Below are 21,274 nucleotides of genomic sequence, written 5' to 3'. Positions count from 1 at the left end.
TTGCTGTTCCCCCGATCCACACTCCGAAACCTCTCCGTAGTGACGGTTCGTCAATTGTTATGCGCAGGGGCGTCTTGCGACTACACGGTGTCGCGGGGTTGGCTTCACCACCATGGTTGTCAACAGCACGCGCTCCGTGACCGACCGCTACCGCGAGTTCTCCGAGCAGCAGGCCCGCGGCGTCTCCCCCGCCTACGCCGAACTCACCGCCCGCATCAGCGAGGACGAGGAGCTCTGCGCCCTCATCGCCGCCCTGCCGCCCGGCAACAAGCAGCAGCCCAACCTCCTCCTCGCCGCCGTCCGCTTCCTCGGCGGCCCCCACGAGCGGTGGACTCCCTTCCGCGCCTGGACCCTGGCCCACTGGGACGCCGTACGCGCCGTCGTGCTGACCCGCTTCACCCAGACCAACGAGCCCGCCCGCTGCGCCACCCTGCTGCCCCTCCTCGCCGCGCTCCCGCAGCCCCTCGCCCTCATCGAGGTCGGCGCCTCCGCCGGCCTGTGCCTCCACCCCGACCGCTACGCCTACCGCTACGACGGCGGCGCCGTCCTGGGCTCCTCCCCCGCCACCTTCGACTGCCGTACGGAGGGCCCCGCGCCTCTGCCCACCGCGCTGCCCGACATCGCCTGGCGCGCCGGCATCGACCTCAACCCCCTCGACCCCACCGACGAGGACGACGTCCGCTGGCTCCAGTCGCTGATCTGGCCGGGCCGTGCGGAGCGCCCGCGTCAGCAGCTCGCCGCCATCGAGGCCGTACGTACGGCGCCCCGCCCCCGCCTCGTCCGCGGCGACCTCGTCGACGAACTCCCGGCGCTGGCCGCCGACGCCCCGGCGGACGCCACCCTGGTCGTCTTCCACACCGCCGTACTGACCTACCTGCCGCTCGCCCGCCGCGAGGAGTTCGCCGCGCTCGTCCGCGCGCTGCCGGGCCACTGGATCTCCAACGAGCACCACACCGTGCTGCCCTGGCTCGACGCCCCCGCCCCCGACGACGAGCACCTGCTCACCCTCGCCCTCGACGAGCGCGCGGTCGCCTTCACGGCTCCGCACGGCCAGAGTCTGCACTGGTTCGGTGCGGCGAGTGCGACGGGCGAGACGGGTGCGACAGGTGCGGCGAGTGCGACGCCACCCGCCTGACCAGGCTCACGGTCCGACGGCGGTCCGGCTGCCCCTCGGCGGGCCGCGCGACCGCCAGCAGGGCCATGTCGTCCGTGGCGGCCCCGTGCGTGTGCAGCCGTACGTCGTCGGTGATCGCGTCCAGCAGCTCCTCGGGTCCCGGGAAGATCCGCCCGCGCAGCCGCGCGGGCGGATCGTAGAAGACACCGGCGGCGTTCCTGGCCTCGGAGAGGCCGTCCGTGAAGAGCAGCAGCGTGGCCCCCGGCGGGAACGCGCACTCCTGGGCCCGGTCGGGCCAGGACCCCAGCTCCCCCATCCCCAGCGGCAGCGCGGCCTCGTCCGGCACGATCTCGGCGAGATCCCCGTCGGCGTACAGCACGAGCGGTTCCGGATGGCCGCGGTTGACCAGCCGTACGACGCCCTGACCGCGCGGGATCTCGGCGAGCACCGCGGTCGTGAACCCCTCGAAGGCGTCGAGCCCGTCCCGCCGCGCGCCCTCCCGTATGAGCGCCCGCTCCAGCCGCTGCGCGACGCCTTCGAGCGACCTCTCCTGCTCGGCGGCCTCACGGAACGCCCCGATGACGACGGCCACCGCCTCCACCGCGCCGAGTCCCTTCCCGCGTACGTCGCCGACCACCAGCCGCACCCCGGCCGGTGTGTCCTGTACGGCGAAGAGGTCCCCGCCGATGAACGCGTCCGCCTGCGCGGCCTCGTACCGCGCCGCGACGTGCAGACCGGCGATCCGGTCGGGCGGCGTGGGGATCACGGCGCGCTGGGCCGCCTCGGCGATGGTGCGGGCGGAGGCGAGCTGCTCCCCGCTGCGGCGCACGACGCGGTTGATGACCAGCGCGAGGACGGCGACGGTGACCATGGTGACCAGCTCGGTCGCCGCCTCGATCTCGGCCGAGGTGCCGTTGTGGAGATGCAGCCCCACGACGGCGCCGGTCGCGGCGGCGCCGGTCAGGAGCGTGTTGAGGAGGGAGAAGAACGGCGCGGCGATCAGCGGGGCGGCGGCGAAGAGCGGCGCCGCGGTGAAGTGCGGCGGCGTGACGACGTCGAAGACGAGCCCGCCGGCGATCAGCAGCGCCGGCAGTGCCCGGAGGAAGTGCCGGGCCGCGCTCACGGCACCGACGCCCGCTCCGTCTTGCTTCCCCACCTGTGGTCTCCCGCTCGCTCCGCATCCGCGTGCGGACGGTACCGCGCCCAGCCCAGGCTGGCCGTAGCCGCGCCGCACGGCCATCCGGGGACGGCCGACCGGGGGACGGCGACGCCCGACGCGAGCCGGAAACGACGAAGGTCCGGATCTCTTCCGAGATCCGGACCTTCGTCTTCTTCTTCAGTAGCGGGGACAGGATTTGAACCTGCGACCTCTGGGTTATGAGCCCAGCGAGCTACCGAGCTGCTCCACCCCGCGTCGTTGAACTCAACTCTACGCCATTCGGGGACCGGCTCCGACCACTTGCGCCCGCGGCCGCCGTCCCCGGCACCCGGCCCCCGCGGGTCACCTCGCGCCCGGCGGCGACAGCGCTCTCGCACCGCACCCCGGCCCCCACCGCGCCGGGCCCGTCGGGGCCGGTCCGCCGACGGTCCCGCCGGGCGGCCCCGAGGACCAGCCAGGCCCCGAACCGTCACGGTGTCACCGCAACGACCACGCCCAACCCCCTTCCGGGCGATGGCCGTTGCCCGGCGGCGCTACTCGGCGACCTCCGTCCGCTCCCACCACTCGTAGACGGTCAGCCGTCCTTCGTCGCTGTCCTGGTGCCTCGTCGTGACCTTGAAGTGTTCGTACCCGCCGCGGTGCGGGATCTTCAGTTCCTGCCCGGGAGGAGTGATCGGGACGATCCGCCCGCGCAGATCGTCCGGGCCGCCTTCGAGAAGTGCCTTGTCCGTCATGCCCCCAGTGTTCCTACGCACGGACCGGCGCGCACGTGGAGGAGGCCGGGGCCGAGGACGCGAAAGCGCCCCGGCCGGGACGAGCCCGGCGGGGCGCTGACGTGCGGGTCGGCCGGGGATTCCCGGCCGCCTGGGGCGGTAGGCCGTGTGGGACTCGAACCCACAACCAACGGATTAAAAGTCCGCTGCTCTGCCAATTGAGCTAACGGCCCTCGGCGAGTCACCCCCGAGCATAGCCGCAGCGGGCCCGGCAGCCGATCGGGTATCGGTTGCCGGGCCCGTCGCAGTCTGCTCGGACCCTAGAACAGGCCCTTGTAGTTCTGCCAGCCGATGGCGATCTGCGTGCGTCCGCCGAAGGAGCCGCGCCCGTTGCCGTCGTTGCGGAACAGCTTCCCGGCGGTGTCGCGTTCGACGATGTCCGCCCTGCCGTCACCGTTCAGGTCACCGACGCCGACGATGGCGTTGTACGACCGGCCCCAGTCCTTGAAGACCTGGACCCGCCCCTTGAACGTGCCGTTCCCCGTACCGTCGTAGCGCCACAGCCCGCCCGTCCTGTCGTGCCCGAGCAGGTCCGCCCTGCCGTCGCCGGTGATGTCGCCGACGCCGGCGATCCGCCCGTACGTCTTCCAGTTCGCAGCGATCCGCACCTTGGCCTTGAACTTCCCGCCGGCCACGCCCGCGTAGAAGTACATGTCTCCCGTCGACGCCTGACGCGCCACCAGGTCCGCACGGCCGTCACCGTCCATGTCGCCGGGGGACGTCAGCACGTCGTACTGCCCCCAGCCCGTCCCGACCGAGGTGTACGCGGTCGACGGCGTCAGCGCCTTCCCGCAGCGGGGCCTGTACGCACGCAGCTCTCCCGACGGCTGCCGCACCAGCACGTCGTTGCACCGGTCGCCGTTCACGTCACCGAACGGCACGGCGTACGCCGACACCGGCCAGCCGCTGCCCGACGTCCTGCCGGAGAACTTCCCTCCCGCCGTTCCGTGCTGGAAGGTGAAGGAGCCGGAGCTGTTGAGCGTCAGCAGGTCGCCGACGGCGTCGCCCGCGGCGAAGTCGTGGCGCACCGGCCCCGCTTCCCGCAGCCTGACGGTCCCGGTCCGCCGCAGCGCGGCGCCGTTGCCGTCCGCCGGTACGGCGGACAGCGTCCAGGCGTAGGTGCCGTTCGGGAAGGGGACATCACCCGGCACGTCCCGGACCATGCCGTGCCAGTGGGCGGTGAGCCGCTCACGCGCGGCCCCGCCCCGCACCGTGTCGACGGTCCTGCCGGTGGCCCTGTCGCGCAGCGTCAGCGTCCAGGACGCGGCCGGCTTGGACAGCGGGGTGGTGGTGACGTCCCGGGGCACGGCGTCGAAGGTGCGCGGAGTGATCTCCGGGTGGTCCTCCGGCGTTCCGGCGGCGGTCATGGGCTGTCCGAGGACACCGGACGGGATCAGGTGCGTCCGCTCCTGGCCGTCCACGTACGCGGCGTTCCCGCCGAAGCGGTCGACGGTCCACCGCACGTGCCGCTGCGAGACCCCCGTGTCGGGCAGCTCGCCGACGGTACGGCTCCGGGCCTGCCCGGTGTCCACCGTGGTGAGCACGAGTTTCCCGGCGGACCTGTCGTGCGTGACCAGCCACCCGTCACCGAGGAGCGTCTCACCCGAAGGCACGGGCACGGACTTCTTCGCCGTACGGTCGTACACCCCGGCGGGGCCGCCCGAGGGGCAGCTCCAGTACAGCCAGCGGCCGACCGCCTGCAGTTCGTCGGGCACGCAGCCCGCGCCGGTGTCCGCCGTTTCGGCGATCGTCCCGGCGGCGAGGTCGCGCGCGGTGACCACGCCCTTCGCCGTGCCCGCGGTCCACAGCCGGCCCGCCCAGACGGCGGCGGCACCGGGGGCGCGCTGGACGAGGGCCTTGCCGTCGGAGAGGCGGTAGACGGTCTGCTCGCCCGCCGCCCCGGAGGTGTGGACCAGGTGGTCCGGGGTGACGGAGGTGATCTCGCCGCCCTCGGGGACCACCAGCGTGCCGCCGTCGCCGGCGGCCGGCCCTTCGACACGGACCAGGTCCCGCTCGGCGGTGTCCCGGTCCAGCCGCGCGAACCGCCCGTCGCCGACGCCGTGGAGGGCGCCGCAGGCCGCGTCGCCGTCCGCGCACGCCGGGAGGTCGGAGCTGTCGGCGGTGAGCCGGCTGCGCTCTCCGTACGCCGGCGTGCCGGTGGGGCTGAGCGTGCGGCCGTAGTCCCGCCTCACGCCTGTGCTGTTGTCGACGGAGCCGAGGCGCCCCTGCGCGAGCGCCAGCCCTTCCACCGTGGCGGGCAGAGGCGGCAGTTCCTTGACCGTCGTCACCTGCGGCCGGCCGTCCGGTCCCGCGGTGATGCGGCGTATGCCCCAGTCGTCGGCCCGGTAGCCGCCGACCGCCACCGCCGTTCCGTCCGGCCCCGCCAGCAGGCGCCTGTTGCTGCTCCGCAGCAGCGTGATCGACGGCCCTCCGGCGAGCGGCACCGCCTGTACCGCCGAAGAGACGCCGGGCACGTACACGAGCCAGTCTCCGACCACCGCCCAGCCGGTCACGGGGTCGGACAGCCCCGACTCCAGCGGCAGCGGCCCCGGGGTGGCGGAGAGGTCGTCGCGGGGAACGGACAGCACGGTGCGCTCGGTCGTGCTGTAGAGGGTGAGACGGTCCGGCGACAGCTCGGCGTACGAGAACGTCCCGCGCAGAGGCGCGGTCACTCCGCTCACGACGCCCGTCTCCTTGTCGACAAGGATCATGCGCTGCGTGCCGTCGACCTTCCCCGTGAGGACGATGGAGGTGTCGTCACCGCCTCGGGAGGAGCCGAGCACCGTGCCCTCGGGCAGGCCGCTGACCGGCACGTCGCGGGTCGTGCCGTCGGCGGCCGGCGAAAGCAGGTGCAGCGAAACGGTGTTCGTGCCGTCGCCGTTCGCGACCGACGCCGAGGTCAGGGCGGTCGAGCCGTACGTGGCGCGGTACGTCTGCCCCTCGGGGAGGGTGATCGTACGTACGGAACCGTCCGCCGCGTCACGAAGCTCGATGACGCGCCCGTCCACAAAGGCGAGCGCGTCGCTCCCGGTGGCCTGGCCGGGCCCGCCGTTCCGAGCGGTGCTGACGGGAAACGTCCTGCCGTCCGCGAAACGGGTCCACAGCCTGCCGCTCAGGCCCTCCTCGGTGTGGAACACACCCCGCCGACCGGTGGCGTCAGCGCCACCGACCACGGGACCCTGCAAGGTCGCGTCCCGAACCGCACTGCGGAATTCCGCTGGAACCACGACTTCTTGGACCTCTTGAACCCCGCCGTCCGCCACGGCTGCTTGCAGCGGTGCCAGACCTGCGGTGAGTCCGATTCCCACAGCGGCGGCGATCGTGCCGCGTACAAGGGCATGACGTGTCACTCGGTTCCCTCCCCGGGAGCCTGAAGAAGGCACGGGGAAGCGACGGCGGCTGTGCGCGCCGTCGGCGAATCGAATCGAGCCACGCCCCCCGGCAGTGCTCCCCATGCAAGTGGGCGGATCGTAACAGCGGTGACGCATGCGGGGGAAGGAAAAGAAAGGCGGGCCCGTTCGTGAAGAACGGACCCGCCTTTGCAGATCAGCGGCCTGCGCCGCCGACTTGATCAGCTGTCATGCGTCAGCTGCCGGTGGTCAGCTGCGCTTCCAGCGCGGCTTGTCGTCACGGCGGCCGAACGAGCCGGTCGCGGTGCCGGTGCCGGTGCTGCCGCCACCGCGGTGGTCGTCACGACGGCCCTGCGGGCGGTCGTGGCCACCGGTGCGGAAGCCGCCGCCGGCCGGACGGTCGTCACGGCGGTCACGGTTGAACGGACGGTCGGCGCCGCCGGAGCGGAAGCCGCCACCGGTGGCCGGACGGTCGTCACGGCGCTGGAAGCCGCCGCGGTCGCCGCCACCGCGGTTGTCGTCACGACGGTCGTTGTCGCGGCGGAAGCCACCGCCACGGTTGTCGTCACGGCGCTCGAACGGACGGCCACCACGGTCGCCGCCGGCCGGACGGTCGTCACGGCGCTGGAACCCACCGCGCTCGCCACCGCGGTCGTCACGGCGGAAACCGCCACCACGGTTGTCGTCACGGCGCTCGAACGGACGGCCACCACGGTCGCCGCCGGCCGGACGGTCGTCACGGCGCTGGAACCCGCCACGCTCGCCACCGCGGTCGTCACGGCGGAAACCGCCACGGTCACCGCCGCGGTCGTCACGACGGAAACCACCACGGTCACCGCCGCGGTCGCCGCCGCGGTCGTCACGGCGCTGGAAGTTGCCGCGGTCGTCGCGGCGCTCCGCCGCCTGGGCCACCACAGCGGCAGCAGCAGCGGCCTCGGCCACGGCCAGCTCGGCCTCGGCGGCCTTGGCCGCCTCCGCCACGGCCTCGTCCGGGTCCTCACCGCGCTCGCGCGCCGCACGGGCGACCAGACGGTCGGCCTCCTCGCGCAGCTCGGTCGCACGGCGCTGGACGCGCTCCAGCTCCCGGGTGAGCTCCTTGGCCTCGCGCTCCGCCTGCTTGGCGGCGTTGCTCGCGGAGTCGGCCTGGACCTCGGTCAGCGAACGGGCGCCGGTGATCTCGGCGACCTCCGGCTCGAACGCGCCCGCTCCGCCGACGATGTGGCGCGAGGCGTCGACGCCCGCGTCCTCCATCAGACGGAAGATCTGGCGGCGCTGGTGCGGCAGCGACAGGGAGACGACGACACCGGACTTGCCGGCACGGGCGGTACGGCCCGAGCGGTGCAGGTAGTCCTTGTGGTCACCGGCCGGGTCCACGTTCAGGACCAGGTCGATGCCGTCGACGTGGATGCCGCGAGCGGCGACGTCGGTGGCGACCAGGGCGTTGACGTAACCCTTCTTGAAGTCCTCGAGGACGCGCGTACGGGCGCCCTGCGTCATGCCGCCGTGCAGCGCGTCGGCCTTGACGCCCGAGTCCTGGAGCTGCTCGGCGATGCGGTCCGCGCCCAGCTGGGTGCGGACGAAGATGATCGTGCGGCCCTTGCGGGCGGCGATCGCGGCCGTGACCGGCGCCTTGTCCTTCGGCTTCACGACGAGGACGTGGTGGGTCATGGTCGAGACGTTGCCCTGGGCGCTGTCGACCTCGTGCGTGACGGGGTTCGTCAGGTAGCGCTTGACCAGCGTGCTGATCTCGTTCTCCATGGTGGCGGAGAAGAGCATGCGCTGGCCGCCGCCGGGGATCTGGTCGAGCAGCTCGGTGACCTCGGGCAGGAAGCCCAGGTCGGACATCTGGTCGGCCTCGTCGAGGACGGCGACCTGGACGTTCGCGAGCGACGCGGCGCCTCGGTTGAGGAGGTCGCGCAGACGGCCCGGGGTGGCGACGAGGACGTCGACGCCGCGCTCCAGGGCGTAGATCTGGTTGCTCATGGACGTACCGCCGCAGACGACCTTCATCTTCAGGCCGAGTACGTCGCCGTACGGCTGAAGCGCGTCCGCGACCTGCATCGCGAGCTCACGCGTCGGGGTCAGGATGATCGCGCGGGGCTTCTTCTTCTCGGTGTGACCGCCGGCCAGCTGGGCCAGGGTCGGCAGGCCGAAGGAGAGCGTCTTGCCGGAGCCGGTGCGGCCACGGCCGAGGATGTCCTTGCCGGCCAGGGCGTCCGGGATGGTCGCGGCCTGGATCGGGAAGGGCGCGGTGACACCGTTCTGCGCGAGCTTGCGGACGACGCCGTCGGGCAGGCCCAGAGTGGCGAAGGTCACGGTGGGCTCGGCGGGCTCAGTGGGTTCGGCGGCCTCAGCGGCCTCGGCCTCGACGGCCTCGATCGCGTCGTCGTTCTCGACGATCTCGTCGATCTCTGCGGCGATCTCGGTGGCCTCGATGACGTCTGCGGCCTCTACGGCCGTCTCGTTCTCGGGCATGGCGGTGCGGTCAGTGCTGGAAATGGACATGCGGAATGCGAAACCTCTCGGAGTCTCGGCACGCGCCCAAACTCCGTGAAATCGCAAATCAATCGCAAATCGACCGCCTCAGTGCGGTCAGTCACGGTAAGGGAGAGTACGCGCCACGGGGCGCTCCAGGTCCTCGTTCTTTACGAGAACTCAACGGCGCCGGGCAATGGGATCAAACGATCTATAACCATACGCACCCTCCCCCCCTTCTGGCAAACCGGCCCCGCTACACCGGCCCGACCTGCGGTGATGCCACCGGCTCGCGCTTCATTTCGCGCCGCTCCCCCATCGCCGCGGTCTGCGTGCCGGCCGCCGGTGACGCCGAGGGCGGCGGCGTGCTCGGCTCCGGCTCGGACGGCGTCACGGGAGGCGGCTCCGGCGCCGGCGGCGGCTCGGGAGGCTCGGCCGGGCGCGTCGGTGCCTGCGTGGTCTCCGTCGGCGTCGGCACGCCGGGGCGCGGCTTCGGCCGGGTGCCGCCCTTCCGGGGCGGGGCCTGGCCGCTCTTCGACGGTGCGGCGGAGACGCCCGGTGAGGAGCGGGGGCCCGCCGGGGCGTCGCCCCCGGTCTTGCCGTCGTCGCCCGCCTTCCCGCCCTTGCCGCCCTTGCCGTCCTTCCTCCCCCTGCCGTCCTTGCCGCCCTTGCCGCCGTCGCGGCTGGACACCGCCTGCCCGTCGGTGCGACCGGTTCCGGCCCCGACCCTCGCCCTCACCCCGTCGGGCTCCGCCGCCGCGCCCTGCCGGGCCGTCGGGCGGGAGGGCGCCGGTCCGCCTCCCTCGTCGCTCACGCTCATGCAGCCGGCGGACGCCGCGGCCACGAGCACGACAGCGGCCAATCGGGCCGGGGCCAATCGGACAGGCTGGGGCAACTGGCGCACGGACGGCACCTCCGGGGCACGGCGAGCGGGATTTCACTGCCCAACTCCCTTCGCCCCACAAGGGACACGCAAGGAGCGACAGGCAAAGGACGGACAGGAGCCGCGCGAGACGAGCCGCACCGCCCGTACACCCCCACGAGTGCCAGACGCCCCACGGGCCGTCACCCCAGCAGCCCCCGCGCGAGATCGAATCCCAGAAAGACCGCGCCGAGGCCCACCAGCAGCGACGCCCCCGCGTTCGCCGCCGCCAGGAACGTCCAGCCGCGCTCCGCCAGCCGCAGCGTCTCGTAGCTGAAGGTGGAGTACGTCGAAAGGGCCCCGCACAGCCCGGTCCCGATCAGCGCGTACGTCCCCGAGGACACCAGCGCCCCCGCGAGCACCCCCAGCACCAGGCTCGCGCCTGCGTTGACCACGAGCGTCCCCCACGGGAACACCGAATCGTGCCGCCCCTGCACCGCGCGGTCCGTCAGGTACCGCAGCGGCGCCCCGACCGCGGCCCCGGCCGCCACCAGCAGCCAGGTCACGCGCCCGCCGCCCGCCCCGCGGCCGCCCGCGTCACCGCCACCGCCGCCCACACCGCGCCGAGCGCCCCCGCGAACGTCCCGGCGGCGTACCCCAGCGCGGTGAGCGCGTCGCCCCGGTCCAGCAGCCGGGCCACATCCAGGGCGTACGCCGAGAAGGTCGTGAAGCCGCCCAGCACACCGGCCCCCAGGAACGGCCGGACCAGCGCGTGCCCCCGCCCCTGCTCGCTCACCAGCACCATCAGCACCCCGATCAGCGCGCACCCCACCACATTGACGCCGAAGGTCGTCCACACGCTCCCGGGCCACACCACCCCCGCCCCGTACCGGGCCAGCGCCCCCAGCGCGCCGCCCGCCGAGACCGCCGCGAGCACCCGCCACTTGCCGCTCCCGGCGGCCTCGGCGCGGTGCGCGGGCACATGGAGGTCGACGTCCGGGTCGATCGCGCCGCCGGAGCCGGTCGCGCCGTCAGGACCGTTCGCGCCGCCGGAGCCGTTCGCGCGGCTCACCCGTACCCCAGCGCGTGCAGCCTCTCGTCGTCGATCCCGAAGTGGTGCGCCACCTCGTGGACGACGGTGATCTCCGTCTCCGCGACGACGTCCTCCCGGGACTCGCACATCCGCAGCGTCGGCCCCCGGAAGATCGTGATCCGGTCCGGCAGCACCCCGGCGTACCACTCGCCACGGTCCGTCAGGGGAGTCCCCTCGTACAGCCCGAGCAGATCCGGTTCGTGATCCGGGTGGTCCGCCGACGGCTCGTCCTCCACGAACACCGCGACGTTGTCCATCAGTCGCGTCAGTTCCGGCGGGATCCTGTCCAGCGCCTCGGCGACCAGTTCCTCGAACTCCTCACGCGTCATCTCCAGCACCTGGCCATTGTCACGTAATTCCGCCCGACGGGCGGGGGTGGGCGCCCATCGGCATGGGCCGCCGCCCACATGGGCATACGGCAGCAATGGCCCGCGCTCCTTTTCGTGCCGTGCTCACCCGGCTGCAACGCCACTACCGCTCCCGCCACACCGCCCCCACCAGCACCCTCGTACACACCCCTCATCCCTATGCGCGGCTGCTCGGCCTCACCGCGGTGGTCCTCTGCGGTGCCTGGCTCGGCCTGCTGATCGTCGGCAGCGTCCGTACGCCGGTCGGCCCGGTGGACGCGACCATGACGCTGCGCGCGTCCGCCGCCGGCGGCACGAAGATCAACGTCTCCCCTCTCGGCGCCCTCGAACTCGACACCCACACCGCCCCCGTCCGCCTCGACGTGGACGTCGACCAGCTCGACCCGGTCCGCTCCCAGGCCCTCGTCGAGCACCCCGAACGCCTCTCCGGCCTCCAGGAGGAGATCGCCGAGGACGTCGCCGACGGCGCCACCGAACTGGCCGTGCGCTCCTGCGTCGCCGTCGTGTCGGGCGCCACCGCCCTCGGCCTGGCCGTCTACCGGCGCCCGCGCCGCGCCCTGGCGGCGGGCGGCCTCGCGCTCGCCCTGCTGACGGTGTCGGGCATCAGCGCGTACGTCACCTGGAACCCGAAGTCGGTCCTGGAGCCCAGGTTCTCCGGGCTCCTCTCCTCCGCGCCCTCCGTGGTCGGCAACGCGCGCAGCATCGTCAGCGAGTTCGACGTCTACCAGAAGGAACTGGCGCGGCTCGTCACCAATGTGACGAAGCTGTACGACGCCACGTCGAGCCTCCCGACCTACCAGCCGGACCCGGCCACGATGCGCGTGCTGCACGTCTCGGACATCCATCTCAACCCGGCGTCGTGGCACATCATCGGTTCGCTCGTCGAGCAGTACGACATCGACGTGATCATCGACTCCGGCGACACCATGGACCACGGCACCGCCGCCGAGAACGGCTTCCTCGACCCGATCTCCGACCTCGGCGCCCCGTACGTCTGGGTCCGCGGCAACCACGACTCGGCCGCCACCCAGCGCTACCTCGAACGGCTCAAGGGCGTGCACGTCCTCGACGAGGGCAGGGCGGTGACGGTGGCGGGGCTGCGGATCGCCGGCACGGGCGACCCGCAGTTCACCCCGGACCGCTCGGTCGAGCCACAGGGCGACCCGGCCGAACGCATGGCGGGCATCCGCCTCGCCTCGGCCCTGCGCGACCAGAAGCGCGCCGGCACGCCCGTCGACATCGCGGTGGCGCACAACCCGGTGGCGGCCCGCGAGACGGACGGCACGGTCCCGCTCGTCCTGGCAGGACACATCCACAACCGCAAGAACGAGGTCCTCGACCAGGGCACCCGCCTGAAGATCGAGGGCTCGACGGGCGGCGGCGGCCTGCGCGCGCTCCAGAACGAGAAGCCGGAGAAGGTACGGGCGTCGGTGCTCTACCTGGACCGTACGACCAGGCGGCTGCAGGCCTGGGACGAGATCACGCTGGGCGGTCTGGGCCTGACGACGGCCGAGGTCAGCCGCCATCTGCCGAAGGAGAACCGGCCCTGAGCGACCCCTTCGCCTATTCGGTTTGGCTGACACCGAAACGCCGTAGTACAGTCTCCGACGTGCCCAAGGGCGCCGGTCAGGGCTAGACCGTTCCAAGACCTCACAGGTCGGAGAAGAAGCGGAACCTCTCGAGGGGAAGCGGAGTCACATGCTTCTCACGTCCCCTGGGACGACAGACGCAGAAGCAGCAACACTAGTTGTTTTGCCCTCATCGTCTAGTGGCCCAGGACGCCGCCCTTTCAAGGCGGTAGCACGGGTTCGAATCCCGTTGGGGGCACGCACAACAGTGTGCGAGACTTGTTCTCGCACCACGCTTGGTCCTGTGGAGCAGTTTGGAGTGCTCGCCACCCTGTCAAGGTGGAGGCCGCGGGTTCAAATCCCGTCAGGACCGCTGCGGATCGAAAGATCCGAGTGGCTGGGTAGCTCAGTTGGTACGAGCGATCGCCTGAAAAGCGATAGGTCGCCGGTTCGATCCCGGCCCCAGCCACCACTTCGAAGGCCCCGTCCCTCCCGGACGGGGCCTTTCGTGTCATCCCTCCTCCGCCGAGGTCTTCGCCGGGATCTCTGCCGGGACCTCCGCCGGAGCCTCCACCGTGACCTTGCGGCGCAGGGCGCGCAGGGCGAGTACCACTCCCACCACCGCCACCACCCCGCCCAGCAGCACCGCGTCGGGCACCGCCTCACCGAGGCCGCCCACCCACTGCTCGACGGCGAACGAGTCGTCCACGTCCAGCAGTCCGGGCAGGGCCGTCGTCCCGTCGAACACGAGGAAGAGCGTGCCCAGCGCGACGAAGAAGAGCCCGGACAGCAGTGACGTGGTGTGCAGTGGGAAGCGCCCCGCCCTGAACGCCCGCCCGCGCAGCCACCGCCGCCTGCCCAGCTCGAAGCGCTCCCAGCCCAGGGCGAGCAGGAACAACGGCACGGCCATGCCCAGCGCGTAGACGGCCAGCAGCAGCCCGCCGTACACCGGGCTGCCGCTGACGGCCGCGACCGTGAGGACGCTGCCGAGGATGGGGCCCGCGCAGAAGCCGGCGAGCCCGTAGACGGCTCCCAGCGCGTACACCGAGACGGCCGTCGTGGGCCTGATCCGCCCGGAGAGGGAGGAGACACGGCGTGAGGCGAAGCCCATGCCGAGGATCTGCGCGAGGCCGAGGGCGATGATCAGCCAGCCGCCGGCGAGGACGAGCTGGTCGCGGTGCCCGTAGAAGAGCCGCCCGGCGAACGAGCCGGCCGCGCCCAGCGGTACCAGGGTGGTGGCCAGTCCGGCGTAGAAGATGCCGGTCCGGGCCATCAGCCGTGACGCCGAGTCGATCGAGTACGCGAAGAAGGCGGGGAGCAGCAGCGCGCTGCACGGGCTGAGCAGGGCGAGCAGGCCGCCGAGGAAGGCGGCCAGGTATCCGATGTCGGCGTTCACTTCGCCGCCTCGTCCGTCTTCCCCGTCTTCCCCGTCCTCCGGGTCTTCGCCGACTCCGCCGCCGCCTCGATCGCCTCGGTGAAGGTCCCGGCGGGCTGGGCGCCGGCGAGCGGCCGGCCGTTGACGAGGAACGACGGCGTGGAGGTGGCGCCCAGCCGGTACGCCTCCTCCTGGTCCTTCTTCACGGCCTCCGCGGCGGCTTCGCTGCCGGTGTCCCGGGTGAAGCGGGCGATGTCCTCGATCCCGGCCTCCTCGGCCAGCGCCTTGAGCCCGGCGTCCCCGAAGCCCTTCTCCTTGGCCCCCTCGGCGTACGCGGCCGCGTGGAACTGCCAGAAGCGGCCCTGCTGCCCGGCCGCCCACGCGGCGCGGGCCGCCGCGTCCGACTCCTTGCCGAAGATCGGGAAGTTGCGCCACTCGATGCGCAGGGTGCCGTTGTCGACGTACTTCTTCACCAGGGCGGGCTCGGTGTCGCGGGCGAACTTCCCGCAGTAGCCGCACTTGAAGTCGGCGTACTCGATGAGCACGACGGGCGCGTCCGTCCTGCCCTGCGCGAGCGTGTCCCCGGCGTCGCGGCGGGCGAGCTTCGCGAGCTCGGAGTAGACACCGGCCTGCGGGTCGGCGGAGACCTCGGCCGTCGCGGCGGAGCCGCGCCCGTCGGGCTTGGTGGCGGTGTACGAGACGACGCCGAGCAGGACGGCCGCGGCGGCGACGGCCGCGCCGATGGCGACGGGCTTGGAACGGTTGCGGTTACGGGAGGAGGTCATGGGCGTTCGGTACTCCTGACGGAATGCGGAGGCGGGGAGACGAGAGGCACGGCGGATCCGGCGGGGCTGTTCCCCGCCCCGGGCCCCGGCCCTCGAGCGCCGGACGGGCTTGAGGTGGCCGGCCGTCCGGCGCTCGAGGACACGCCCGGAAGGCGTCCGAGGTCCAGAGGGCCGGGAGCTGCCCCGGTACGGGGAAGGGGCGGACAGGGGAAAGCCCCGCAGGGCGGTCCGGCTAGACCCGCAGGATCGAGAGATCTATGGGCGACGGCGGGTCCGGCGACGGCGGACGGCGGCCGTGCGCCGGTCGCGGGGCCGGTCCGCCGGCGCCCCACGAACCGGCCCCGGCCCTGGTGTCGTACGGGGCGGGCAGCAGCTCGTACGCCGTTCCCTTGCGCGGCGACGTGACCGGCGCGCTTCCCACGCCGTCCCGGTGCCGCTCCCGGCAGCCGGGCTCCCGCTCGTCGGCGGAGCCGGGCGCGGCAACGGAGGCCGGAGCGGAAACGGAGGCAAAAGCAGGGGCGGGGGCCTCGTCCGGGGCCCCGCCCCTCATGTCCGTACACAGGAGCAGCGCGGCCGGCACCAGCAACGTCCCCGGCAGCGTGCTCGCCGTCGCCGCGCCGCGGCACCGACGGCTGACCTGGGGCATTGGCTCGAAATCTCCTGTCCTGGGGGCGTCCCGCCAAGCGTAGAGACTTCCGCGCGCCCGCACCCGCGCCCGCCCCGGCCGAAATCGGTTCGCCAGTCGCATCCGGCGGGTGAGATCCTGAATCAGGTATGTCTACTTCCTTCGCCGACCTCCAGACCGTGCTCGCCGGGCTGCCGCTCCGCGACGCCCACCGGCTCGGCCGCCGTCTCGACGGCGCCCGTCGCATCCGCAAGCCCGAGGCCCGACAGGCCGTGCTGGACGAAATCGCCGCCGAGGCGGAGAAGTCCGCCGCCCGCCTGGCGCAGCGCGCTGCCCGGATGCCCGAGATCACGTATCCGGAGTCGCTGCCGGTCAGCCAGCGCAAGGACGACATCGCCGAGGCGATACGCGACCACCAGGTCGTGATCGTCGCGGGCGAGACCGGCTCCGGCAAGACGACGCAGATCCCCAAGATCTGCATGGAGCTCGGCCGTGGCGTGAAGGGCATGATCGGCCACACCCAGCCCCGCCGCATCGCCGCCCGCACCGTCGCCGAACGCATCGCGGACGAGCTGAAGACCCCGCTCGGCGAGGCGGTCGGCTGGAAGGTCCGGTTCACCGACCAGGTCAACCCGGACGCGACCTTCGTCAAGCTCATGACGGACGGCATCCTGCTCGCCGAGATCCAGACGGACCGCGAGCTGCGTGCGTACGACACGATCATCATCGACGAGGCCCACGAGCGGTCGCTCAACATCGACTTCCTGCTCGGCTACCTCGCCCAGCTGCTCCCCAGGCGCCCCGATCTCAAGGTCGTCATCACCTCCGCGACCATCGACCCCGAGCGCTTCTCCCGCCACTTCGGCGACGCGCCGATCGTCGAGGTCAGCGGCCGTACGTACCCCGTCGAGGTCCGCTACCGCCCGCTGCTCGAAGACGACAGCGACGACTCCGACCGCGACCAGATCACCGCGATCGCGGACGCGGTGGACGAGCTCCAGGCCGAGGGGCCCGGCGACATCCTGGTCTTCCTGTCCGGCGAGCGCGAGATCCGCGACACCGCCGACGCACTCAACAAGAGGAACCTCCGCCACACCGAGGTCCTCCCCCTCTACGCCCGCCTCTCGCACGCCGAGCAGCACCGCGTCTTCCAGCGCCACACCGGCCGGCGGATCGTCCTCGCCACCAACGTCGCCGAGACGTCACTGACCGTCCCGGGCATCAAGTACGTGATCGACCCGGGCACCGCCCGCATCTCGCGCTACAGCCACCGCACCAAGGTCCAGCGCCTGCCGATCGAGCGGATCAGCCAGGCCAGCGCCAACCAGCGCAAGGGCCGCTGCGGCCGTACGTCGGACGGCATCTGCATCCGGCTGTACGCCGAGGACGACTTCCTCACCCGGCCCGAGTTCACCGACGCCGAGATCCTGCGGACGAACCTGGCCTCCGTCATCCTCCAGATGACCGCCGCCGGTCTCGGCGACATCGAGAAGTTCCCCTTCATCGACCCGCCGGACCACCGCAACATCCGTGACGGCGTCCAGCTCCTCCAGGAACTCGGCGCACTCGACCCGGCGGAGAAGGACCCGAAGAAGCGCCTCACCGAGCAGGGACGCAAGCTCGCCCAGCTCCCGGTCGACCCCCGCCTGGCCCGCATGGTCCTGGAGGCCGACAAGAACGGTTGCGTACGCGAGGTGATGGTGATCGCCTCCGCGCTCTCCATCCAGGACCCGCGCGAGCGTCCGTCCGAGAAGCAGCAGCAGGCCGACCAGCAGCACGCCCGCTTCAAGGACGAGACGTCCGACTTCCTCGCCTTCCTCAACCTCTGGCGGTACGTCCGCGAGCAGCAGAAGGAGCGCGGCTCCTCCAGCTTCCGCCGCATGTGCAAGTCGGAGTATCTGAACTTCCTGCGCATTCGCGAATGGCAGGACATCTACACGCAGCTGCGCTCGGTCGCGAAGCAGATGGACATACACGTCAACGAGGACGACGCTCCCGAGCTGTCCGTCCACCAGTCCCTGCTCGCCGGCCTGCTCTCCCACGTCGGGCTGAAGGACACCGAGAAGAACGAGTACCTCGGGGCCCGCAGCGCCAAGTTCGCGATCTTCCCCGGCTCGGCGCTCTTCAAGAAGCAGCCCCGCTTCATCATGTCCGCCGAGCTGGTCGAAACGTCACGCCTGTGGGCGCGGGTCAACGCGAGGATCGAACCGGAGTGGATCGAGCCGCTCGCCCAGCACCTCATCAGGCGCACGTACAGCGAACCGCACTGGGAGAAGGACCAGGCCGCGGTGATGGCGTACGAGAGGGTCACGCTGTACGGCGTCCCGATCGTCGCCCAGCGCAAGGTCAACTACGGCCGGATCGATCCGGAGACCAGCCGCGATCTTTTCATTCGCAACGCCCTGGTCGAGGGCGACTGGCGTACGCACCACAAGTTCTACGCGGACAACCGCAAGCTCCTGACCGAGGTCGAGGAGCTGGAGCACCGCGCCCGCCGCCGCGACATCCTCGTGGACGACGAGACGCTCTTCGACTTCTACGACCGACGCATCCCCGAGCACGTCGTCTCGGGCGCGCACTTCGACTCGTGGTGGAAGCACAAGAAGCGCGAGGAGCCCGAACTCCTCGACTTCGAGCGCGAGATGCTCATCAACGAGAAGGCCGGGGCGGTCACCAAGGACGACTACCCGGACAGCTGGCGCCAGGGGAAGCTCAAGTTCCGGGTGACGTACCAGTTCGAGCCGGGCGCGGACGCGGACGGCGTGACCGTCCACATCCCGCTCCAGGTCCTCAACCAGGTCACGTCCGAGGGCTTCGACTGGCAGATCCCGGGCCTGCGCGAGGAAGTGGTCACCGAGCTGATCCGTTCCCTCCCCAAGCCGGTCCGCCGCCACTACGTGCCGGCCCCGAACTACGCGCAGAAGTTCCTGGAGCGGGCCGTGCCCCTTCAGGAGCCGCTGCCCGTCACGCTCGCGCGCGAGCTGAAGCGGATGGTCGGCGTACCGGTCGAGGCGGACGACTTCGACCTGTCGCGCGTCCCGGACCACCTGAAGATCACGTTCCGGATCGTCGACGAGCGCCGCAAAAACCTCGCCGAGGACAAGGACCTGGAGGCGCTGCGGCTGAAGCTGCGCCCCAAGGCCCGTCAGGCCCTCTCCAAGGCCGCCGCGGCGACCGCGGGCCCCTCGGGCGAGTCGGTCGAACGCACGGGCCTCACGGACTGGACCATCGGCACGCTCAGCCGCGTCTTCGAGACGCGCAGGGCCGGCCAGCCGGTCCGGGCCTATCCGGCCCTCGTCGACCAGGGCGAGAACGTCGCCGTACGGCTCTTCGACACGGAGGCCGAGCAGCAGCAGGCGATGTGGCGGGGCACGCGCCGGCTCATCCTGCTCAACATCCCGGTGAACCCGGCGAAGTTCGCCTCGGACAAGCTCAGCAACCAGCAGAAACTGGCCCTTTCGCGCAATCCGCACGGTTCGGTCCAGGCGCTGTTCGACGACTGCGCGACCGCCGCCGCCGACAAGCTGATCGCGGACCACGGCGGTCCGGCCTGGGACGAGGAATCGTTCCGGAAGCTGTACGACAAGGTCCGCGCCGACCTCGTGGACGCGACCGTGCGCACGGTGAACCAGGTCCAGCAGATCCTGGCCGCCTGGCAGGCCTGCGAGCGCCGTCTGAAGGCCGCCTCCAGCCCGGCGCTGCTGGCCAACCTCGCCGACGTGCGCGACCAGTTGGCGGCCCTCGTGCCGCCCGGGTTCGTCACGAGGACGGGGCTGCGCCGGCTGCCCGACCTGATGCGCTATCTCGTCGCGGTCGACCGCAGGCTCCAGCAGATGCCGACGGCCGTCCAGCGCGACACCACGCGCATGGAGAAGGTCCACGAGATGCAGGACGAGTACGCCTGGTTGCTGGAGCAGCTGCCGCGGGGCAGGCCCGTGCCGCAGGAGGTCCTGGACATCCGCTGGATGATCGAGGAACTGCGGGTGAGCTACTTCGCGCACGCCCTGGGAACGGCCCAGCCCGTCTCCGACAAGCGGATCGTGAAGGCGATCGACGCGGCGGCCCCGTGACTCCGCCGTCGCCTTGAGTGAGTTCGCCCGCACCCCCTGACCTGCTGTACAGTCTGTCTTCGCAGCGCCGCGCAACACGGCAAAGCGAATCAAGGTCCTGTGGAGCAGTTTGGAGTGCTCGCCACCCTGTCAAGGTGGAGGCCGCGGGTTCAAATCCCGTCAGGACCGCACAAGAAGAAGTACGAGAAGGCCCGGATCCACAAGGATCCGACCCTTCTCGCGTCTTGACTGCGTCATCCGCCACCGGTACCCAGGCAACAGGGCATCGGGGGCCCGCACCGGGAGGTGGCGCATGGCGGCATCAACGGCCAGGCACGAGACGCGCGCGCTGCTGCGTGCCCATCTGGCGGCCTCGACGGGCTATCGCCACTTCACAAGACACTGCCCCATCTGTCACCGGCTCCTGCGGCTCGCCATGGAGCCCGAGGCGGAGGCGGAGCGGAAGTGGGCGCCCGGGAGGCCCGCGGAGGCCACCGGGCCCGCGGAGGCCGCCGAAGCGGCCGGGGCCGCCGCGACCGAAAGCCCCCCGCCGTCATGACCAATGACTCTGCGCGCCCTCGCCCTATCGCTGGCAGGGTGGAAATAAACAAGAGTTTCCCTGTGTGACGGGTGTCACCACATGAGTTTTGGGAAGTGGGGGACTTACACCCTCCCTACAACCGGTCAATTTAATATGTGCAATTGCACCCTCTCGAAGAGGCCGTTCGGAGCCCTCCCCTACACCGCCCCCGATCCGCCTTGAGGCACTCCGAGGACGCCGGGAGTCGGCGCACCGCAGGTCAGAGCGGTCGGCAGGCGTCCTGGCGCGGGCACAAAAAAAGATCGCGCTGGACCCGGCGGAGTCCAGCGCGATCAACGACGCATCCATCAAGCCCGGATGTGGCGCCTGTTGGGGCAGACGCCTGCCGTGTGGTGCTCAGGTGGGCGTCCGGGTTGGGGGACCCGGAGGATTGCCCGGTGAAGCGGGTTATTCAGTTGTTCAGGCCTCGCTGCGCTGCTGCGGAATGCCCGCAAGCAGTGCGCGGACCTCTGCCTCGCGGTAACGCCGGTGTCCACCAAGTGTGCGGATGGACGTGAGCTTGCCTGCCTTGGCCCAGCGCGTGACCGTCTTCGGGTCCACGCGGAACATCGTGGCAACCTCAGCCGGGGTCAGCAGCGGCTCGGCGTCAGGGGTGCGAGCGGTCATGAGCGGCCTCCTCGGGAGAACCGAACCATCACGGTTCTTTCCTCTAAATTCTGCACCTTGACCCGCGTTGCCCGAAATGGCGGACGCGGGCCGAGTCGGTTATAGGACGAACGGCTTGTCCTCGGCACTACAACTACACCATCCGTCCAGCCACGTCGGCCAAACCGATGGAATTGCCCTCCCAGGTGTTCATCAGCGACGAAGCCGATGGACCATGCCATAGCGGACAGTCACGTCACAGTGACGATCAGTCACAGAGCGATCAGGAGCCGTCATGACCCCCCATAGCGCGCAATACCGAGCATTCCGCCCATAGTCGGACGGAAGGAGCCCTCGCCGGACTCCTTGTCCTATTTTGGCATGAGGATGGGGGATGGGCGCAAGAGACCGCTAAGTGCTGTCCATCACGCTTGAGGCAAAGGCCCGTATCAGGACCTACGTCCCGGCCGCCGGATCAGCGCCCCGTCGCAC

The 21,274-nt window shown here is 71.4% G+C and carries 17 protein-coding genes and 6 tRNA genes; 8 read left to right on the top strand and 15 right to left on the bottom strand.

What is annotated here, in order from left to right; translation table 11 throughout:
- Positions 1–112: 112 nt before the first annotated feature.
- On the top strand, positions 113–1,135 hold the full coding sequence (locus ABD374_RS28520) for a DUF2332 domain-containing protein (RefSeq protein ID WP_344498938.1): 1,023 nt from the start codon (positions 113–115) through the stop codon (positions 1,133–1,135).
- On the opposite strand, the gene ABD374_RS28515 is transcribed toward ABD374_RS28520, so the two are convergent.
- The 11 genes from ABD374_RS28515 to ABD374_RS28465 all read right to left on the bottom strand — a co-directional run bounded on the left by ABD374_RS28515 (position 1,035) and on the right by ABD374_RS28465 (position 11,164).
- Positions 1,035–2,270 (bottom strand): PP2C family protein-serine/threonine phosphatase, encoded by a 1,236-nt coding sequence (locus ABD374_RS28515; protein WP_344498936.1) that lies wholly within the window; start codon positions 2,268–2,270, stop codon positions 1,035–1,037. The two genes, ABD374_RS28520 and ABD374_RS28515, sit on opposite strands and share 101 nt — an antisense overlap.
- A gap of 184 nt (positions 2,271–2,454) precedes the next feature.
- Positions 2,455–2,528 (bottom strand) — tRNA-Met (locus tag ABD374_RS28510).
- Complete coding sequence (locus tag ABD374_RS28505; RefSeq protein ID WP_344498934.1) at positions 2,506–2,655, bottom strand: hypothetical protein; 150 nt, start codon at positions 2,653–2,655, stop codon at positions 2,506–2,508. Before ABD374_RS28505 ends, ABD374_RS28510 begins: the two co-directional genes overlap by 23 nt.
- A 151-nt stretch (positions 2,656–2,806) precedes the next feature.
- Complete coding sequence (locus ABD374_RS28500) at positions 2,807–3,007, bottom strand: DUF5988 family protein (RefSeq protein WP_344498932.1); 201 nt, start codon at positions 3,005–3,007, stop codon at positions 2,807–2,809.
- A gap of 139 nt (positions 3,008–3,146) precedes the next feature.
- Positions 3,147–3,219: transfer RNA gene (locus ABD374_RS28495), tRNA-Lys, on the bottom strand.
- Between the two features lie 87 nt (positions 3,220–3,306).
- Positions 3,307–6,183 (bottom strand): FG-GAP-like repeat-containing protein, encoded by a 2,877-nt coding sequence (locus ABD374_RS28490; protein WP_344498930.1) that lies wholly within the window; start codon positions 6,181–6,183, stop codon positions 3,307–3,309.
- A gap of 462 nt (positions 6,184–6,645) precedes the next feature.
- Positions 6,646–8,901 (bottom strand): DEAD/DEAH box helicase, encoded by a 2,256-nt coding sequence (locus tag ABD374_RS28485; RefSeq protein WP_344498928.1) that lies wholly within the window; start codon positions 8,899–8,901, stop codon positions 6,646–6,648.
- Positions 8,902–9,127: 226 nt separating this feature from the next.
- On the bottom strand, positions 9,128–9,691 hold the full coding sequence (locus ABD374_RS28480; protein WP_344498926.1) for a hypothetical protein: 564 nt from the start codon (positions 9,689–9,691) through the stop codon (positions 9,128–9,130).
- A gap of 245 nt (positions 9,692–9,936) precedes the next feature.
- Complete coding sequence (locus tag ABD374_RS28475; protein WP_344498924.1) at positions 9,937–10,299, bottom strand: fluoride efflux transporter FluC; 363 nt, start codon at positions 10,297–10,299, stop codon at positions 9,937–9,939.
- Positions 10,296–10,715, bottom strand: coding sequence for a fluoride efflux transporter FluC (locus ABD374_RS28470; RefSeq protein WP_344498960.1), 420 nt, complete (start codon positions 10,713–10,715; stop codon positions 10,296–10,298). Before ABD374_RS28470 ends, ABD374_RS28475 begins: the two co-directional genes overlap by 4 nt.
- Before the next feature lie 86 nt (positions 10,716–10,801).
- Positions 10,802–11,164: a metallopeptidase family protein gene (locus tag ABD374_RS28465; protein ID WP_218058192.1), complete on the bottom strand. Its 363-nt coding sequence runs from the start codon at positions 11,162–11,164 to the stop codon at positions 10,802–10,804.
- Positions 11,165–11,250: 86 nt separating this feature from the next.
- On the opposite strand from ABD374_RS28465, the gene ABD374_RS28460 reads away from it, so the two are divergent.
- From ABD374_RS28460 to ABD374_RS28445, 4 genes are all read left to right on the top strand, one after another.
- Entirely contained in the window at positions 11,251–12,744 is a 1,494-nt protein-coding gene (locus tag ABD374_RS28460; protein WP_344498921.1) for a metallophosphoesterase family protein, read from the top strand.
- Between the two features lie 204 nt (positions 12,745–12,948).
- Positions 12,949–13,021: transfer RNA gene (locus ABD374_RS28455), tRNA-Glu, on the top strand.
- 39 nt (positions 13,022–13,060) lie between these two features.
- Positions 13,061–13,135, top strand: a tRNA-Asp gene (locus ABD374_RS28450).
- A gap of 22 nt (positions 13,136–13,157) precedes the next feature.
- Positions 13,158–13,234: transfer RNA gene (locus ABD374_RS28445), tRNA-Phe, on the top strand.
- A 39-nt stretch (positions 13,235–13,273) separates the two neighbouring features.
- On the opposite strand, the gene ABD374_RS28440 is transcribed toward ABD374_RS28445, so the two are convergent.
- The 3 genes from ABD374_RS28440 to ABD374_RS28430 form a co-directional block, all read right to left on the bottom strand.
- Entirely contained in the window at positions 13,274–14,158 is an 885-nt protein-coding gene (locus tag ABD374_RS28440) for a cytochrome c biogenesis CcdA family protein (RefSeq protein WP_344498919.1), read from the bottom strand.
- On the bottom strand, positions 14,155–14,922 hold the full coding sequence (locus ABD374_RS28435) for a DsbA family protein (RefSeq protein WP_344498917.1): 768 nt from the start codon (positions 14,920–14,922) through the stop codon (positions 14,155–14,157). The genes ABD374_RS28440 and ABD374_RS28435 overlap by 4 nt, the downstream gene beginning before the upstream one ends.
- Before the next feature lie 232 nt (positions 14,923–15,154).
- Positions 15,155–15,568, bottom strand: a complete 414-nt coding sequence (locus ABD374_RS28430) for a hypothetical protein (protein WP_344498915.1) — start codon at positions 15,566–15,568, stop codon at positions 15,155–15,157.
- 128 nt (positions 15,569–15,696) lie between these two features.
- Between ABD374_RS28430 and hrpA the strand changes: the two genes are divergently transcribed.
- The 3 genes from hrpA to ABD374_RS28415 all read left to right on the top strand — a co-directional run bounded on the left by hrpA (position 15,697) and on the right by ABD374_RS28415 (position 20,155).
- Positions 15,697–19,617: an ATP-dependent RNA helicase HrpA gene (gene hrpA / locus ABD374_RS28425; RefSeq protein ID WP_344498913.1), complete on the top strand. Its 3,921-nt coding sequence runs from the start codon at positions 15,697–15,699 to the stop codon at positions 19,615–19,617.
- A gap of 93 nt (positions 19,618–19,710) precedes the next feature.
- Positions 19,711–19,785 (top strand) — tRNA-Asp (locus ABD374_RS28420).
- 124 nt (positions 19,786–19,909) lie between these two features.
- The gene (locus tag ABD374_RS28415) at positions 19,910–20,155 is read left to right on the top strand and encodes a DUF6274 family protein (protein WP_344498911.1); all 246 of its coding nucleotides are present in this window, start codon (positions 19,910–19,912) and stop codon (positions 20,153–20,155) included.
- 441 nt (positions 20,156–20,596) lie between these two features.
- Here ABD374_RS28415 and bldC read toward each other — a convergent pair whose 3' ends face one another.
- Positions 20,597–20,803, bottom strand: a complete 207-nt coding sequence (gene bldC / locus ABD374_RS28410) for a developmental transcriptional regulator BldC (protein WP_003949541.1) — start codon at positions 20,801–20,803, stop codon at positions 20,597–20,599.
- Between the last annotated feature and the right edge of the window lie 471 nt (positions 20,804–21,274).

It is taken from the genome of Streptomyces enissocaesilis, from assembly GCF_039533765.1.
Lineage (GTDB): Bacteria > Actinomycetota > Actinomycetes > Streptomycetales > Streptomycetaceae > Streptomyces > Streptomyces enissocaesilis.
This window is presented reverse-complemented; position numbering and strand designations above follow the sequence as displayed.